The sequence below is a fragment of the Terrihalobacillus insolitus genome (genome assembly GCF_028416575.1).
GTDB lineage: Bacteria > Bacillota > Bacilli > Bacillales > Amphibacillaceae > Terrihalobacillus > Terrihalobacillus insolitus.
In genome coordinates this window covers 30,633-47,869 of the sequence record NZ_JAMQKB010000015.1, presented here as the reverse complement: position 1 = coordinate 47,869, position 17,237 = coordinate 30,633, and the positions used below count along the sequence as shown (strand labels likewise).

General features: G+C 38.6%; 14 protein-coding genes. 2 read left to right on the top strand and 12 right to left on the bottom strand.

The genetic code is table 11. The features are described from left to right. Nucleotides 1-215: 215 nt before the first annotated feature. A complete protein-coding gene (locus tag NC797_RS13250) occupies nt 216-686 on the top strand; it encodes a CotY/CotZ family spore coat protein (protein WP_272437273.1) in 471 nt (156 codons plus the stop codon). Between the two features lie 301 nt (nt 687-987). Here NC797_RS13250 and NC797_RS13245 read toward each other — a convergent pair whose 3' ends face one another. The 3 genes from NC797_RS13245 to mgtE all read right to left on the bottom strand — a co-directional run bounded on the left by NC797_RS13245 (nt 988) and on the right by mgtE (nt 4,717). Then, nucleotides 988-1,635, bottom strand: a complete 648-nt coding sequence (locus NC797_RS13245; RefSeq protein ID WP_272437272.1) for a CotO family spore coat protein — start codon at nt 1,633-1,635, stop codon at nt 988-990. 650 nt (nt 1,636-2,285) lie between these two features. Beyond that, nucleotides 2,286-3,062, bottom strand: coding sequence for an enoyl-ACP reductase FabI (fabI, locus tag NC797_RS13240; protein ID WP_272437271.1), 777 nt, complete (start codon nt 3,060-3,062; stop codon nt 2,286-2,288). 287 nt (nt 3,063-3,349) lie between these two features. Beyond that, entirely contained in the window at nt 3,350-4,717 is a 1,368-nt protein-coding gene (gene mgtE / locus NC797_RS13235; RefSeq protein WP_272437270.1) for a magnesium transporter, read from the bottom strand. Nucleotides 4,718-5,002: 285 nt separating this feature from the next. Here mgtE and NC797_RS13230 point away from each other — a divergent pair, with 285 nt between their 5' ends. Beyond that, nucleotides 5,003-6,178 carry an FtsW/RodA/SpoVE family cell cycle protein gene (locus tag NC797_RS13230; protein ID WP_272437269.1) on the top strand — a complete coding sequence of 392 codons (1,176 nt, stop codon included), beginning with the start codon at nt 5,003-5,005 and terminating at the stop codon, nt 6,176-6,178. Nucleotides 6,179-6,470: 292 nt separating this feature from the next. Here the strand turns inward: NC797_RS13230 and NC797_RS13225 are convergent, their stop codons facing one another. The 9 genes from NC797_RS13225 to NC797_RS13185 all read right to left on the bottom strand — a co-directional run bounded on the left by NC797_RS13225 (nt 6,471) and on the right by NC797_RS13185 (nt 17,153). Further along, nucleotides 6,471-6,566: a putative holin-like toxin gene (locus tag NC797_RS13225; RefSeq protein ID WP_272437268.1), complete on the bottom strand. Its 96-nt coding sequence runs from the start codon at nt 6,564-6,566 to the stop codon at nt 6,471-6,473. A 127-nt stretch (nt 6,567-6,693) separates the two neighbouring features. Beyond that, on the bottom strand, nt 6,694-7,803 hold the full coding sequence (locus NC797_RS13220; protein ID WP_272437267.1) for a M24 family metallopeptidase: 1,110 nt from the start codon (nt 7,801-7,803) through the stop codon (nt 6,694-6,696). Between the two features lie 92 nt (nt 7,804-7,895). Beyond that, nucleotides 7,896-9,236: a purine-cytosine permease family protein gene (locus NC797_RS13215; RefSeq protein ID WP_272437266.1), complete on the bottom strand. Its 1,341-nt coding sequence runs from the start codon at nt 9,234-9,236 to the stop codon at nt 7,896-7,898. Between the two features lie 41 nt (nt 9,237-9,277). Next, nucleotides 9,278-9,718: a DUF3830 family protein gene (locus NC797_RS13210; protein WP_272437265.1), complete on the bottom strand. Its 441-nt coding sequence runs from the start codon at nt 9,716-9,718 to the stop codon at nt 9,278-9,280. 13 nt (nt 9,719-9,731) lie between these two features. Further along, nucleotides 9,732-11,486, bottom strand: a complete 1,755-nt coding sequence (locus NC797_RS13205) for a hydantoinase B/oxoprolinase family protein (RefSeq protein WP_272437264.1) — start codon at nt 11,484-11,486, stop codon at nt 9,732-9,734. Continuing rightward, nucleotides 11,483-13,522 carry a hydantoinase/oxoprolinase family protein gene (locus NC797_RS13200; RefSeq protein ID WP_272437263.1) on the bottom strand — a complete coding sequence of 680 codons (2,040 nt, stop codon included), beginning with the start codon at nt 13,520-13,522 and terminating at the stop codon, nt 11,483-11,485. The genes NC797_RS13205 and NC797_RS13200 overlap by 4 nt, the downstream gene beginning before the upstream one ends. Before the next feature lie 485 nt (nt 13,523-14,007). Continuing rightward, nucleotides 14,008-14,943 carry a proline racemase family protein gene (locus tag NC797_RS13195; protein WP_272437262.1) on the bottom strand — a complete coding sequence of 312 codons (936 nt, stop codon included), beginning with the start codon at nt 14,941-14,943 and terminating at the stop codon, nt 14,008-14,010. A gap of 12 nt (nt 14,944-14,955) precedes the next feature. Continuing rightward, nucleotides 14,956-15,978, bottom strand: coding sequence for a 4-hydroxyproline epimerase (locus tag NC797_RS13190; RefSeq protein ID WP_272437261.1), 1,023 nt, complete (start codon nt 15,976-15,978; stop codon nt 14,956-14,958). After that, the gene (locus tag NC797_RS13185; RefSeq protein WP_272437260.1) at nt 15,975-17,153 is read right to left on the bottom strand and encodes an NAD(P)/FAD-dependent oxidoreductase; all 1,179 of its coding nucleotides are present in this window, start codon (nt 17,151-17,153) and stop codon (nt 15,975-15,977) included. Before NC797_RS13185 ends, NC797_RS13190 begins: the two co-directional genes overlap by 4 nt. Nucleotides 17,154-17,237 lie beyond the last annotated feature (84 nt).

Below are 17,237 nucleotides of genomic sequence, written 5' to 3'. Positions count from 1 at the left end.
ACTTTCACTCCTTTGGCATATATAAAACTTGATCGATATTAGTCTATGAACCTACTAACGAAAGGGTATGGACATACGCCCGTTTCTCAACGATTAAATTAATTTGCGCTTCTTTTTTTAAAGAAAAGATAGATGCCTACACATTACCTCGTAGCAGTCATATTCTATTAGGGACAATACGTCAAAATAAGAATTTAGAAAGGGGACAGATATAAATGGCCTGTGGAAGTCATTTTGAAACTGGGAACTGTGTTTGCGACATCTTAAGACAAATTGCAGATGCCCAATCTGATGTTGTTACAAATGAATGTACAACTAGCTGTGAACAATCTATTAATGATTTATTGGGTGGCACGTTGCCTGCAGCCAATGACTTAGATACCGTACCAGTAATCCTTTACTGTGACTGTGAGCCATTTAAAGGCTTTGGAGCACCAACAGGAACAACTGGAGATCTCGGTTCATTTGGAAATGTTGTTGGAAGCTTCTTCTTCCGAGTGAAGTCTGTCGATGATAACTGCTGTACAGTGCTAGAATTGCTTCGTGATCCTAACGACAACAATGATAACCCTGATTCTCCAGCAGATCAAAGTACAGATAACCTTGAAGCAACTGGTATTTGTATCACTGTTAATGTAAATTGCTTCTGCCACATCACTTGCCTACCAGCAATTAGTGCATTGTAATTCTACGTTAAATATTGCTGAATGGGGGGCAAGATCTCTAATGAGGTCTGCCCCCCATTTTTTTGGGCTAAAGTGTGTGTTCAAAAAGTCGGCAAATTAGAAGCAAGCAGGTCGATGCGGAGATGCTTCTGAGGACCGCAGTGTAGACTTTCCCTACATGAGGACCGGAAGAACGAGCCATTTAAGGAATACAGGCTAAGACCGCCACGTCGTGGCAACGCCTGCATGACCCACATCGTGTGGGCCCGAGATGCGTAGCTTATCATTTGGTGACTTTTTGAACATCTTCTTAAAATAAAAATTAAAAGCCGATTATCCGAATGTTTTCTATGTCATCAATTGGAACATCTACTTTAAACGGACTACGGAATGTACGCATGTGGACAAGCCCGTCCTGATAATCTGTCACAACACCGCGATAGGATTTGTTATTCGTAATCACTTCACATTTCATTTTTGGTAATTGTGGTGGTATTTTTAAAAAATAATGGACTTTTTCTTCTACTGTCATATTATTAAAAGGGCGACGTTTATTCTGTGCTTTTTGTTTTACTTCTTCCCCTGTCTCCAATCCTGATCCTTCATCAGACAGTTTTTCTGTATGGTGGTTTTTGGTTTCTGAATCTTGATTTCCTGTTTCTGAATGTTGATTTTCGGTTTCTGAATGTGTCATCTGATCTTCTGTGACTTCATCATCCAATTGTTGAACATCAACATTTTCAGCCGTTTCATTCTGTTTATTTGAAACAGGCTCATTTGCCTCATTATTTTTTTTCGACTTTTGTTGTTTCGCTGAACGCCTTCTTTTTTCATTCTCTATAGCGGACGCTTGTTTTTTTTTCTGTTTTGGTGTCCGATAGTCATATTGCATTCTTGCTTTTGGTGATTGCAGATCTGGTTGAGTGATGTATAACATCGGCCCACGCTCCATCTTTTTCCTTTTCCTCATAAATCGATGTCTCCCCTTTGTTCAAAACTCTTCAAAGACAGTATATGAATGATAAAAAGTTATGTGCCCACTAATAACCCCATCATATTATTAACGGCCTCTCAGTCCGCTAAAAATTCTGTGCGGACTCACAGGCCCTTATTTTCAGAAAAAAGCCTAATTTCTATGGTTTAACGGACTCACAGGACGCTATTTTCAGAAAAAAGCCTGATTTCTATGGTTTAACGGACTCACAGGCCGTTATTTGCTCTAAATGGGCTGTTTTTGGCTGGCTTTTTGGCAATTAACGGCCTCTCAGTCCGCGAAACTCGCCCAAACCATGGATTTTTGCCAAATAACGGCCTCTCAGTCCGCTAAAAATCCTAGGCGGACTCACAGGACGCTATTTTCAGAAAAAAGCCTGATTTCTATGGTTTAACGGACTCACAGGCCGTTATTTGCTCTAAATGGACTGTTTTTGGCTGGCTTTTTGGCAATTAACGGCCTCTCAGTCCGCGAAACACATCATAACCATGGATTTTTGCCAAATAACGGCCTCTCAGTCCGCTAAACCCGCCATTACCCACGATTTATATGCAAATAATTTTAATTTCCTAAACTAAACGATAAAAAAAGCACCCAGAAAAGACTGGAGTGCTTTTTTTGCATTATTAAAGTCCTAGGATGTTGTAGCCTGAGTCAACGTGGATGATTTCACCTGTTACGGCACGAGAAAGATCACTTAACAAGTAATAAGCTGTATCGCCAACTTCCTCTTGTGAAACGGTTTTTCGTAACGGAGACTCTTCTTCGATCTTTTTTAGAATCGTGTTAAAGTCACCAACTCCTTTTGCAGATACGGTACGAATTGGGCCTGCAGATATCGCATTCACGCGGATTCCGTGCTTTCCGAGGTCGTTTGCAAGATAACGCATACTTGCATCAAGGCTTGCTTTTGCAACACCCATCACGTTGTAGTTTTGTACAACACGTTCTCCACCAAGGTATGTTAATGTAACGATACCTCCACCTTCTGTCATCAATGGCTGTGCAGCCCGCGCTACAGCAACCAACGAATAAGCGCTAATATTTTGAGATAACAAGAAGCCGTCTCTGCTCGTATTCACGAATTCACCATTTAATTCCTCACGCTTTGCAAAAGCAATGCAGTGTGCTAGTCCATGTATCGTTCCTACATCTTGTTGAATTTGGTCAAACGTCGCATTAATTGCGGCGTCATCTGTTACATCACATTCATAAAATAAAGAATCTTGTCTATCAAGTGTTGTTGCAAGATCTTTAACAGGCTTTTCAAATCGTTCGGATGCATAGGTGAAAATCAATCGAGCACCAGCGTCATGCAGAGCTTGAGAAATCCCCCAAGCGATACTCCGTTTATTCGCAACTCCCATTACAACATATGTACGTCCTTCTAAAGATAAATTCAATTTTATAACCCTCCTTGAGGTTTAACTATTGCTTGTTATTAGTACCTACTACTATTTTAGCGAATCGTGAACAAAAAAACAATTATTTTAAGCGTGTGTTCAAAAAGCAGGCAAATTAGAAGGTCGACTAATGTCGCCACGTCCTGTGCGTCGCAAGCAGGTCGAGGCGACATAGTTTTGAGTAACGAACGTATGCATTTAATACGTCGTTACCTTGATCCTACTTTTTTATAAGCGCCGGCATCATCGCTTTCGTTAGGTAACCAAATTATCATTTGTTGACTTCTTTAACCTAACAGTAAATTCATAAATGCAGTTGCCAACCCAAAATATATTAATATGGAGATAATGTCATTGATCGTTGAAATAAAAGGGCCGGACGCAACAGCAGGGTCTATCTTTAAACGATCCATTATAATGGGAATAAGGGCACCTGCAATTGTAGCAACAATTAATGTAACCATAATAGAAATTCCGACTAAAATACCAAGGTAAATATTACCCTTCCACAAATAAACGATCGCCGTGATCAGGATGCCACAACATGTTCCTGTTATTAGTCCAGTAACCGCTTCTCGTAGAATAAGCGTTGCTTTACCTTGTTTTTCAATATCACCTGTTGCTATTCCACGAACCGCAACAGCCAAGGCTTGAGTCCCAGTATTCCCTGCCATCCCTGCAATTAATGGAATAAAAATAGCTAAAATTGCATATTGATTCAATGCTGCTTCAAAGCTACCAATCAAACTTGCGGTAAACATGCCCATAAACAATAGTATAATAAGCCATGGAAGGCGTTTTTTTGCTGAGGAAAAAGCACTTTCATCCGTGTGATCCAAATCGGACACCGCTGCAAACTTTGAATAGTCTTCACTTGCTTCCTCTTGCATGACATCCATTATATCATCTACAGTAATAATTCCCAGTAAGTGGTTTTGAAAGTCAACAACTGGTAAGGCAAGAAAGTCATAATCACGCATCATTTTGGCTACCTCTTCCTGATCCTCTCCGACCACTACGGATACAACACGGTCGCTCATCACATCTTCAATCAGCCAATCAGCTTCAGCAATGATTAAGTCACGTAAGGAAATAACTCCCACTAAACGCTTATCGTCATCAGCGACATAGGTATAGTAAATTGTTTCGGCTTCAGGCGCTTCCATCTTTAAGTGTTGCAAAGCTTGTCTAATCGTTTGTTTTTCGTGGATGACCACAAATTCTGTGGTCATAATACTACCAGCTGTTTTTTCTTCATAATGCAGTAATTCTTTTATCTCGTTAGATGCTTGTGAATTCATTATCGTTAAAAAGCTAGCTACTTGATTTTTATTCAATTGATTCAGAATATCTACCGCATCGTCAGTAGACATTTCTCCTAGTATTTGTGCTGCAAATCTTGGATCCATTTCTGTAAAAAAGCGTTCTACGTGATCAACATCTATTTGCTCCATTACGTCCGCTACTTCTTCTGGAGACAAGTAAGTATATATTTGCATACGAATTTCTGGTGTTTGCTCTTCAAATATTTTGGCCTGATCATAAGGATGCATTTCTAAGAAATCAGCACGAAATTCGTCAATGCGGTCATTCAATAACGCATTCTGAATGTCCTCCCACAGGCGTTCGCGTTCCGTTTCATTTAAGTTTTCCATCTTCCGCCTCCATTCGTTCCTAACTTTAATCGTTTTATCATAGTCGGCAAGCCTCTTTTTGTCAATATAACACCTATGATTGCATGATGGGAAACTTCGTGGACAAACTCTTTTTTAGAGAAAGTTAAAAAAGTCACCAAATGAAATGAAAAGAAATCATACTGCCACTTAAAAAATAATCCAATATGATGTAGAATTGATTTATATGTTTGATTGTAAGGGGAATTATGGTAAAATTCGACATTACCTTTTAAACAAGCTCTTAAATAGAAAGTAAGGTATATTATGCAAACAAAAAATACAAAGTTAGATTATACATTGATTTCGATCGTCCTATTACTTGGTATTGTTAGTTGTTTTGCCCTGTACACGGTGCAGCCGGGTCTGAGGCCGGATTTACAGGATGATCAGTTTTATTTAAAGCAGATTGTTTGGTATATAGTTGGATCAATGTTCATTGTTGTGATAATGCTGTTCGATTATGATCGTTTACGACAAATTGTCTGGCCTCTATATGCAATCGGAATGATAGCACTGCTTATGCTTTTCTTTAATTTTCCAGGTGAACCTTTCATCCGAACGGCCAACGGTGCAACAAGTTGGTTTTCCTTTCCAGCCATAGGGACGATCCAGCCATCTGAATTTATGAAAGTTATTCTTATCATAACACTAGCACATGTGTTGGTTAAGCATAATGACATCCATAAAAAACGCACAAACAAAAGTGATCTACTTCTTTTATTTAAAATATTAATTTTGTCTGTTCCACCGATGTTGTTAATTGCTGTTCAGCCTGACTTAGGTGGATTTCTCGTGTTTATTGCTATCACGGCAAGCATCATTTTAATATCAGGCATTAGGTGGCGAATCCTTTTTGGTCTCTTATTTGGGGCTCTCTTTATTACTGGGATCCTGGTTGCCGCTTATTTTCTATTTCCTGGTCCCATCCAGACATTCTTGGAGGAATCCATTTTTAAATACGTTTCAGGCCGTTTCTATGGATGGCTTCAGCCAGAAAAGTTTGTACAGACGTCTGGTAACCAATTATACTATGCGTTACTTGCCATTGGTTCAGGTCAATTGGTCGGAAAAGGACTGATGGATATGGAAGTGTATGTTGCTGAACGTCAAACAGATATGATATTCACTGCCATTGCTGAGCAGTTTGGCTTTGTAGGTGCAAGTATCGTAGTCACTCTGTTATTTTTACTCATCTACCGACTAATCCATGTTGCACTTCAAAGCAACGATGTATTTGGCAGCTATTTAGTTACAGGTATGATCGGGATGTTCAGCTTTCAAATTTTCCAGAATATCGGGATGTCGATTCAACTACTTCCGATTACCGGTCTTCCGCTCCCGTTTTTAAGCTACGGAGGTAGTTCAACCATAACCTATCTACTTGCGATTGGGATTGTATTGAACATTCATTCACGAACAAAAGAATATATGTTTGATTAGAATGAACAAAAGCGCGGGGCGTCCGTGTAGCTAGCGACGTATGGACTGCACCCGAGAAACACGGGTGGTTCGGTATTGCAACCAAAGTAGCGATCTTAACCGAACATCGCAAAAAGCTCAAAAAACAATTCATTTTAATTTCAAACAAATCATGGTATAATTTATATAGATACTAAATACACTAAAAAGACCACAGCTTCCACTGTGGTCTAAGATAAGCGGTTCCCCCAGCGGGAGCGGCTATCCCTTTGGAATAGACCTCTTCCTAAAACTTTGCTGGTAGTAGGGAGGTCTATTTTCTATTGATCATTTTCATGACCAAGGCAAGCAATGCGAGTAAGAAGGTACCAAAAGCAAAAAGCACCATCAAAATCTCGTACATACTCATAGGCATCACCCCCTTTCATAAGCAGGGCTAGCCGACCCGTCCCTAAAAGAACTTTATCTCATCTATTAACTTAGCATAGTTTTCCATCAAAAGCGATAATATGTTCCCTTATGTGATCCTTTCCTAATCACCCAACACTAATTAACTTTTTCGGATATGTCGTTAATACCTCAACTTCACCTTTTTCATTTACATAAACATCATCTTCAATGCGCACCCCACCAAAGTTTGGAATGTAAATACCAGGTTCAATTGTAAAAACCATTCCTAATTTAATTAGATCTGCATTTTTTTCGTGGACGGAGGGTTCTTCGTGAACTTCCATTCCCATCCCATGACCAACTCGGTTATTAAAATAGTCGCCATAGCCGGCTCGTTTGATCCATTCTCTTGCGGCGATATCTACCTTGCTAAGAGGCTGGTTTATTTTTACAGATTCTATCGCTTTTTGATTCGATTCTAGTACAGTATTATACATTTGCTCCTGTTTAGCCGAGGCCTCTCCCACTATAAACGTCCTAGTAATGTCGGAGCAGTATCCTTCTGTTTTAACCCCCATATCAATCAGTAAGAAATCATTATTTTCAATTGGGGTTGTTACCGGTTGGCCATGTGGAAGCGAGGAATTTTTTCCAGTTAACACAATAGTTGAAAATGACGGCCCATCAGACCCAACCCTACGCATTTGGTATTCTAACTCTGCCAAAAGATCTATTTCCAACATCCCTACTTGCACCTTTTTCCTGCCAGCTTCCATTACTTCCTCAATCATATCGATTGCTTTTTTTATTTTGGTAATCTCTTCTGGCGTCTTGCTAATTCTTTGGGATGTAATAAACCCTTCTATATCGATCCAATCCCTAACAGGTGACCACTGATTTAATCGTTCATACTGATACAAACTCATATTTTTCTTCTCAACCCCAAATGAAGTGGGTTTTCGTCCTACTTTAGACTCTAGTACTTGATAAGGATCTTGTGAATCGGAAACAGTCAAAATTTCACGTACATACGAGTGACTTTCCGCCGCTTCAAAGTCTAGTAAAGGAACAAATAAATAGGGTTGATTTTTATTTCTCTCTAAAACGAGTGCCATAAACCGTTCATGTGGATCGGAATAAAATCCAGTAAAATAAAAGATGTTTACTGGAGAAGTGATCATTAGTAAATCGACTTCCTTTTCTTCTATGAAATTTTTTAATTTATTTAGTCGTTGGTCATATGTGTTTAGTTCCATTATCTCACACCTTTAGTTGTAATTAGGTCCAAAGCAAAAATTTGTTGCCTTTTCCTTGGACATGACGAAAAGGCAACATCAAAATCAAAAATTTATTTTTGAGCTTCAACTTTTATATCACTCGCAATTTCATCTGCAGTAACAAAATCTTTCTTTGTAAATTGATCTGGCTTTACTTTTGCCTTTATTTGCATACCAACTAAATATATAATAGCTGACAATATTAATGATTGTACAGCTGGTATTCCAAACGGAGCTACGTATTGAGTTAGATAGCCAATTAGCGCCCCAGATAAAACAGCAATAGTAGCTACCCAGTTCCATCCGTGGTTATCTTCCCACTCTTTATTACGAATAAAGAAAAAATCAGCAAACATAATTCCCGCTATTGCCGGATACATAACGCCTAATAACACAAGAAAATCAGTAAAGTAATTTAATATTCCAACTAATGCAAGGGCAACACCGATTAGTGATCCAACAACAGTTAATATTGCTCGCCCTTTTGCTGTATCAATATTAAACATGTTTGCTGCAGCTAATCCAATTGAATAGCTGGCAACAAGTTGGCTAGTCCAAAGAGCAAGCCATAAGATTAAAAATCCCCAAAACGGAAATCCAAGATTTACCATAACGTTTACTATGTCTGCTTCTCCTACACCTACAGACATTATTGCGCCAGTGAGGAAGAAAACAAATCCGATAACAATAATGCCAAGTGGAATTAACGCTTGATCTTTAATCTTCGGTTTAGAATAGCGAGTGTAGTCGGATGCAATTAACCATTGTGCTACATTAGCTCCAAGAACAAGGCTAATCCCACCAAAAAAAGTTATAGAAGGTGTAGGATTCCAAGAGACGACTGTGTCCCAACCAGTACCTCTCAAAGCAAAAAATACGCCTGAAACAATTAGAATTAGACCAGCCGGAACCGCTAAATAATCAGTCCATTTCATTGAGTTATATCCTAAGACAGCTGGTAAGGCAAATAGAACACCTGCAATTGTTGTTATCAAAATCCAGATAAACAATTCTTCTTGATAATTTATTCCAAACATAGCAGAAATCGAATTACCCGCAACAGCAGTATTAACACCAAACCAACCAACATTGAGAACAACAAGCGCTAACCCTATAACGAATCTTGCCTGGATTGAACCGAAGCTTGATCTAGCAATAACAGACGAAGGACGTCCAGTTTTAGCACCAAGGTAACCCTGTAAAGCATTGCCAACCCACTGTATAATAACCAGACCAACCAATAAAATCCAAAAGATTGTCGTAAGCCCAAAGTTAATTGCCAGAGTGGATCCAACCATTATTACCGGAACGGCAAATTCTAAACCACCAAAAATAGTTGCTGGTACTATCCAATTTTCCCGTTCGGACTTAGGAACCGAAGAAAGCGCAGAATCTTTTTTAAAAGTACCCATATTTATCTCCCCTTTACATAATCAAAATTTCTGCTCATAATTTAATCATTTAACTTTTCAAAACAAACTTTTTCTGTACCATTTAACCAAATACGCTCTCCTACTTTATTAATCTGATGGAGTTGGCTATAATCAATCTGGGCAAAAACATTGACTGGCTCATAACCTCTATGACTTCTCGCTAACTCAGCGCCGTAATAAATCGCAATTGCCTGAGAGAGATCACCGCTCCCCTCCCAGTTCCAGTCACGCCAATAGCAAACTTCACCAATACTTGTATATATTGTTTGATTTTCTCGTATTGGATAGGATGATGCACTAAAACGACAATTGATTTCCCTACCAGACCATCTTGATTGAGTGACAGCGCTTTCAAATGGAAGATGATTTAAAATTAGCTCGCACGTTTGAGGTGCCTTTACTTTAAGTAAAAAAGCAGATAACACCTCACCTTGTTCAAAACGTATTTTAATTGCACTCATTTAAATGACCACCCTAACGGTTTATTCTCCGGTATTTCTCCGTTTTACTATAATCAATCTCATAGGAATCTAATTTCATCTCGACTACAACTCCATATTTATTTTGCGCCTCATCCTTATCGATATAACCATCAAGCAAATCTTCTAGTACTAATACCGGAGTTCGATCAAATGGATGCCCGAAACCTCCTCCTCCACCAGTTTCAACAACTACTAAATCTCCTTGTGTTATTGGCCTTGCATTTACTTTAAGCATAGTTTCTTCCTCGATGCTTCTCTTTACGGTTACTCGTGGTTTTTGACCTGATTCGCCATTAAATAACCCCCAGGCTGGTGTTTTAGACCGCTCAAACCAAAGGTATAAATTAGCATCCTTAGAGAGAAGTTCATATTCCCTTTTAATTCCTAAGCCTCCACGGTTTCTCCCTGGCCCACCTGAATTTGCCCTTAATCCATATGAATTAATTTTCAGAGGGTATTTATCCTCTAAAACCTCAACTGGTAAGTTCTTAAAATCACCGTTTACATTGTTGATTAGGCCAGACTGCCCATCATCTGCTGCAAAAGCTCCCCATCCTCCGGCTGTAGGTTCAACATATAAGAAAGAAGAATCATTTTTATCATCATAGCCTGCAAACGTAACAACCATTGAATCACCATAGTGAGCAGCAGCGCTCTCTTCTTTTAGTACAGGTGATAAAGCTTTGATAACTAAATCAATTAAAAGTCCTAAAGCTGAAAAATACCACCCACAAGCAACCGGTTCCTCGGCACTAAAAATTGTCTTTTTTGGAACAACAATTTCCATAGTTTTAAAATTACCACCAGTCACCTGAGAATCAGGGCTTATAAGGTGTTTAAAGGCAACACGACAAGCTGATATGGTTTGAGCTAAACCACAATTTGTCATTCCTTTACGTTGCTTACTAGAACCCGTTAGGTCTATTTTTAAATTTTCCCCTTCTACAGTAACTTTCACCTTGACAAGAACAGGTTCATCTGTCACGCCATCGTTATCCAAAGTACCTTCTTCTTCGTAAACCCCGTCTGGAATTCTGGAAATATGTTCTTTATCCATTATTTCCGATTGCTTAAAAATATCAACAATTGAGCGCTGGATAGTATCCAGTCCATGTCTCTTTATGATATCCAGCATACGGTTTTCTCCCGTACGACAAGCAGCAATTTGAGCGTTTAAATCTCCTAAAGCAGACTTTCGTAACCTGCTATTCATTGTAATGAGGTCAATTATATCTTTTCGGGGTTGACCTGCATCATAAATTTTAGTCGGCGGGATACGCACCCCTTCTTGATAAATCTCAGTAGCATCCATTGGATATCCTGGGTCTTTAGCGCCTAAGTCTAGCCAATGGGCACGGGTTGCTGAAAAGCCAACTATATCGTTTTTATAAAAAATGGGCGATATTACTGTAATATCATTTAAGTGCGTACCAGCCATATAAGAGTCATTCATGATAAAAATATCTCCAGGCTGATATTTATTATTACCGCCTATATATTCTGTAGTTAGTTTAATACACTCATCCAAATTTCCTAAAAACATAGGAAGCCCAGACGATTGCCCCAATAGTTCTGCATCTTTGTTAAAAATTCCAACACTACAATCCTTCATCTCATAAATTATTGGAGAATAGGAACTTCGAGCTAGACTCTCATTCATTTCTTCAGCAGCAGAACTTAATGCATTTCGGATGATTTCTGTTGTGACAGGGTTTTCTAAGAAATCAAATTGATTTTCTTCCCTCATCTATTATTCCTCCTTATAATTTCAAGATTTCCAACACGATCTACATCAACATGATAATTAGCAGGTACAACAATAGTTGAAGTAGGTGATTCAATGACTGTAGGCCCATTTATTTCCTGGCCATATGATAAATCTTGAATCGAATATACCGGTGTCTCTTCTTCCTGACCATACCAAACAATTGGTTTCATCCGTATTGGATCTGGTTTTTTTTGTGATTTATTAGTAGTTGTTGCTTTTTCTTCATTTTCCAACTTTCCATAACCTACTACACGAAGGTTAACAACTTCTACTATTCCACTTGGATCATTGTGCCCATAAATTTTCAGATGGTTTTCATGAAATAGTTGAGAAAGTTGTTTCAATGACTGATCAGTTATCTTGCCAGGAGAACATGTAACAGTTACAGTGTATTCCTGTCCTACATATCGTAAATCTGCTAACCACGTAAATTGCATTTGATTACTTTGCATTTTTTGTTGTTTAAGAACATCAGAAGTTCCCCTTTGCATTTCTTGATAAAGAGCATTCATTTTCTCTTTATCACAATCGCTTAGCAAAGATACAAATGTGCGAACATCATCATGGCGGATGTCCGTTTTAAGCATTCCCCAAGCAGAAAAAGTACCTGCTACCGTTGGTATAAGAATTCTATCTATTCCTAAATGTTCCGCAATTAGAACCGAATGCATTGGACCTGCCCCACCAAATGCAACTAGGGCAAAATCACGTGGATCGATTCCCTTACTTATAGTCAGAGTCCTTATGGCATCTGCCATTTTTGCATTTGCAATTTCACAAATCCCTTCCGCTGTTTCAATAACACTTAAGTTCAATTGGATTGCCAACTTTTCAATTGCTTTAAATGATGCATCTATGTCTAATTTCATATTGCCACCGAGGAAGCCTTCAGAATCAATCCTACCTAAGACAAGGTTAGCATCGGTAACAGTTGCTTCTGTCCCCCCGTTACCATAACAAGCTGGACCAGGATTAGCACCTGCACTATGTGGCCCTACACGAAGTCCTCCACCTTCCAACCAAGCAATTGAACCACCACCAGCTCCAATAGTATGGATATTAACCATTGGAGACATTATTGGAAATTTCTCCAGACTTGCTTCCGCAGTAACATCAGGTTCACCGTTAATTACTATACTAACGTCAAAACTTGTGCCACCCATATCAACACAAATCAAATTTTTGTGGTCAGTTGTTTTACCTAATTGAATACTTCCCATTGTACCCCCAACTGGTCCGGACATTAGCGTTTGAATTGGCTTTTCCTTGGCAATTTCAGAAGTCATAACTCCACCATTGGACTGCATTATATAAAGACTTCCATCCAATCCTTTATTCACCGCTTCTTTTTCAAACTTAGTCAAATAATTTTCTACGATAGGAGCTATATACGCATTAATAACTGTTGTACTAGTCCTCTCATATTCCCGCCATTCTCTTACAACTTCATGCGACAAAGATACGGACATCCTTGGTAGCTTTTCCTTAATTATTGTTTTAATCTCCTTTTCATGATCGGGATTTTTATATGCATGCAATAAACAGACAGAAACAGAATCATACTCCCGTTCGGAAATGTTTTCTATCACCTGCTCCAAACTTTCAATATTTAGAGAGGTTCCAACACTACCATCTACTAATACTCTCTCCTCTACTTCATAGATATTCCGACGTTTAATTAATGGGCTAGGTTGGCGATATTGTATATTATAAATCTCAGATCGATTAGCTCGTCCTATTTCGTATAGGTCACGAAATCCCTTCGTTACAATCAGTGCCATTTTCGCACCTTTTCTTTCTAAAAATGCATTCAATCCTACTGTAGTTCCATGAACAAAGAAATCAACATCGCTAAAATCCTCTACTAATTTTGTAACACCGTTCAATACACCTTCTGATAGATTACCTGGTGTTGTTGGTATCTTTTCAGTACTATAATGTTCTGTTTGTTTATCGTGTAATACAACATCAGTAAAAGTACCACCGATATCCACGCCTAATCGATAACGTCCCATATTAATCTCCTCCATTTTAAAAATAAACCTCTTCGTCCCTTATGGATGATTAGTTTCCCTAGACCTTAAAAGCGACTATTCAGATTATGTTGTACTAAATTCCACTAATTAATTTTAAAATTTTCCAAATTTTGATCCCTCCCTAAGAGAATTTAACCTGTATCCACCCATATGGAGCACAGCTGCTTTTTTATAATTTTTGAGTTGTTTGTTTTATCAAAAAACCATTCAAAGCAACTGTATTTGTCAAATTAAATGCAATATATATGCCAAAATTCATTATTAACAAAATATTTAGAATAATACTCCTGTAATTACACATTAGAATGAAGAAAAAAATTATTATATATAAATCGCTTTAATTATCTAGGTCTAAAGATTTATACATTATTTACTTTATGTGTCTAACATCCTAGAAATTTCAATACAAAAGAGCCAAAGTCAGGGTTTACTATGGCGTGAAGGGTTCAAATGATTATATCACGTCATTTAACCAAAAACCCATCTTTCAAAGGGTCTGTAGCATCGATAACAAAACGATGCAGACCAGTAATATAGCCTACTCCCTTAGTTTCGATACGAATTGTTTCCTTTTCTACATCCAAAATTCGCGCATCTACGATATGACCTAAAAAGTTTTTTACTGGAGAATACGAGTTACTCTCGCTCACATCTCCCTCGCCGTACAAATAGGCAATAAATCCAGCTGTACCTGAGAATGGAGATCGGTCGATATGGCCAATTCGATCGATCGTTAAAATAGGATGCTCACCTTCACTGTTAATTTCATAAAACAAGATGTGACTTAACTCCACCTCACTAATTTGTTCAAAAATCTTATTGGACTTTGCTTTTAAAACATTCATATCCTCAATCCCCAACGTTACATTCACATCACTTGCATTTAAAATAGCCATCTTATTTCCGTTTACTGCCACAAGGTCAAGTGACGATCCTTCCATTACTACATCTTTTTGTATAAAAGTCGCTTCTTCCTGAACTCGTACTTCTGTCACTTTTTCATCAGCATCATTAAAATCTACAGAAACACAGCATTGTCCATCTAAGTGATCCAGTATATAGTTATCTTTTATGATGCCCATCGTTTCTGCTAAAACGGTAACAACCCCCACTAGGCCGTGTGTTAAAAGGGGTATATCCTTTTCTATATCTTTGAATAAAATTCCTACGTCTGCATTTTCCGAAACAGGAGGTGTAATAAAACAAAGTCTCATTTCGCTATGTCCACGAGGTTCCTCCAACAACCTTTTCCAATTCGATTGATTGGTAGGACGGTTCAATACTTGTTGATATCCCTCCATTGTATCTTTTAAATTAAATAATGCATTAATATGAATCACGCGTATCGGTTCTCCTGCAACATGAACATCCGTTGTTGTGATATAGTTATTCATTCTCATCCTGCCCCTCCTTTAGTGGTCTTCCATTTCTGGTATTAGTAAAAATCCTGTTAATAAAGGATCATTATAATCCAATATAAATTGGTGATGTCCTGTGACCCAAGCAGAACCACCAATATAGTTAATGGTTGCTGGATAATCACCTACTTTAGTAGTCTCAGAGATGTATCCCTTAAAAATAGAGCCAACAATGCTTTCGTGAACAAATTCTTCACCCTTTTGCAATTCACCTTTTGAAAATAACATCGACATTTTTGCTGAAGTACCGGTACCGCAGGGAGAACGATCGATTCCACCTGGAGGAACGACAACCGTGTTTTTAACATGAGCTTCTGGATGACTCGGAGTGGTATAGAACTCAATATGAGTTAATCCTTTGATAAATTCATTTTCTGGGTGAACGATTTCCGTCCGTTTATTTATCGTTTGTCTGATCAATATAGCCTTTTCAATAATTTCACTAGCATTAGACGGTTCTAACGAAAGACCCATTTCATTAGCTGATACAATCCCATAAAAATTCCCGCCGTAAGCAATGTCAACATCGAGGTTCCCTATTCCTTCAACGCTAACGTTCACATGCTTATATAAAAAGGAAGGAACATTTTTGAATGATACGGTCTTCGCTTTGCCGTTTTCGATCTGAATATCTACTGTGACCAATCCAGCTGGTGTATCTAACGTGAGTGTTGTTTGAGGTTCTTTATACTCAATTAATCCAGTTTCAACCAAAGCGGTGCAAAATCCGATGGTGTCATGACCACACATGGGCAAGTACCCACCCGTTTCGATATAGATTACGCCTATATCTGCATCAGGGTGGCATGGTTCCTGCAAAATTGCACCAGACATAATATCATGTCCCCTTGGTTCATTCATTAATGCTTGGCGAAACCAATCGCAATGGTTTTTCATATACAACATTCGTTCACTCATGGTCTCCCCTTGTAACTTTGGTGTTCCGCTAATAACTGTTCGAGTCGGATTTCCGCCTGTATGTGTGTCAATGGTAGTGACGAGTTTGTCTAATTTCATAATTGTACACCTTCTTTCTCGAAACGATCATACCTTAAAGGCTCCAAATCTATGCTCGTCGATTGATTGCTGATCATTTCTGCTATTACCTTCCCAGTAATGGCTGCTAAACCAATCCCATCCCCTTCATGCCCTGCGGCGACATAGTAACCAGGGTACTGTTTCACGTCAGAAACAATCGGTAAATTATCCGCTGTCCACGGTCTTAACCCAGCATAAGCACGGAGTAGATTCATATCTTTTAATTTTGGGTAAAAGCGCATACACCTACGCGCAACACTTTTTACTACATCCCAATCCACATCCGTACTAAATCCGACAAATTCCCTACTAGAACCTAGTAAGAAATTTTGACTCTGAGTTGGCTCAAATACTAAAGCAACACCATATTTCACGATATCCTCATCTACCTTTCTCTCGCCACCAAATTTAGACATCAAATAACCGAATTCCATTACTTTTCTTGGGGACACAGGTACTTGACGAGAAGATACCAATATGTGACCTTTTCGTGGATAGATCGGAATTTTCAAATCTAACATTTCCCCCATTTCAGGTGCCCAAACCCCTCCACAGTTTACGACCTGATTAGCGGTAATCACGCCACGATCTGTTTCAATCGTATAGTTTTCATTATCGTAGCTCATATTTTTAACGGACGTTTGTTTCATTAAACTAGCCCCCAATTGTTTAGCACCCTCATACAAAGCGTACGTTAATAAGTACGGATTAACGGTCGAATCAGACCCGCACTCAAGACCTCCTAACAGATCATCGGCCAAATATTTCGATTCGTATCGTAAATCAGATTGATCCAGCATCCGAAACGGTAAGCCAGCTTCTTGTTGTGATTTCACCCATCGTTCAGCGGCACCCATTTCTTCTTCTGTCTCACAAACTAAAATACTACCTGGCTGTCTATACTCAAATTCCATTGGTAACTCTTTTACTAGCTGACCAATTAGTTTCTGACTTTTTAAAGCCATTTGACTATCAAATCCTGGATCTTTATCTATCGCCAAAATATTTCCGTCGCAATGGGAACTCGTTCCACTTGCTAATTCGTTTTTTTCTATTATAGTCACTTCATAACCTAATTTGGAAATGTAATAGGCGACAGCACATCCAACAATACCTCCGCCTATCACAGCAACTTCTGTACGTTTTTCCTTCATGGCTGAACCCTCCCTTGTCGTTTGTAATGCAAGTAATATGCCAACTATTCAACTTAGCAAACGCTTTTTTTCTAAATAATTAGA

Bases quoted from the DNA above. Each gene is read 5' to 3' on its own strand.
- mgtE (WP_272437270.1), bottom strand. From the start codon at position 4,717: ATGGAAAACTTAAATGAAACGGAACGCGAACGCCTGTGGGAGGACATT.
- NC797_RS13210 (WP_272437265.1), bottom strand. From the start codon at position 9,718: ATGAGTGCAATTAAAATACGTTTTGAACAAGGTGAGGTGTTATCTGCT.
- NC797_RS13245 (WP_272437272.1), bottom strand. From the start codon at position 1,635: ATGAGGAAAAGGAAAAAGATGGAGCGTGGGCCGATGTTATACATCACT.
- NC797_RS13220 (WP_272437267.1), bottom strand. From the start codon at position 7,803: ATGGAACTAAACACATATGACCAACGACTAAATAAATTAAAAAATTTC.
- NC797_RS13250 (WP_272437273.1), top strand. From the start codon at position 216: ATGGCCTGTGGAAGTCATTTTGAAACTGGGAACTGTGTTTGCGACATC.
- NC797_RS13205 (WP_272437264.1), bottom strand. From the start codon at position 11,486: ATGAGGGAAGAAAATCAATTTGATTTCTTAGAAAACCCTGTCACAACA.
- NC797_RS13190 (WP_272437261.1), bottom strand. From the start codon at position 15,978: ATGAAATTAGACAAACTCGTCACTACCATTGACACACATACAGGCGGA.
- NC797_RS13225 (WP_272437268.1), bottom strand. From the start codon at position 6,566: ATGAGTATGTACGAGATTTTGATGGTGCTTTTTGCTTTTGGTACCTTC.
- NC797_RS13200 (WP_272437263.1), bottom strand. From the start codon at position 13,522: ATGGGACGTTATCGATTAGGCGTGGATATCGGTGGTACTTTTACTGAT.
- NC797_RS13215 (WP_272437266.1), bottom strand. From the start codon at position 9,236: ATGGGTACTTTTAAAAAAGATTCTGCGCTTTCTTCGGTTCCTAAGTCC.
- NC797_RS13230 (WP_272437269.1), top strand. From the start codon at position 5,003: ATGCAAACAAAAAATACAAAGTTAGATTATACATTGATTTCGATCGTC.
- NC797_RS13195 (WP_272437262.1), bottom strand. From the start codon at position 14,943: ATGAGAATGAATAACTATATCACAACAACGGATGTTCATGTTGCAGGA.
- NC797_RS13185 (WP_272437260.1), bottom strand. From the start codon at position 17,153: ATGAAGGAAAAACGTACAGAAGTTGCTGTGATAGGCGGAGGTATTGTT.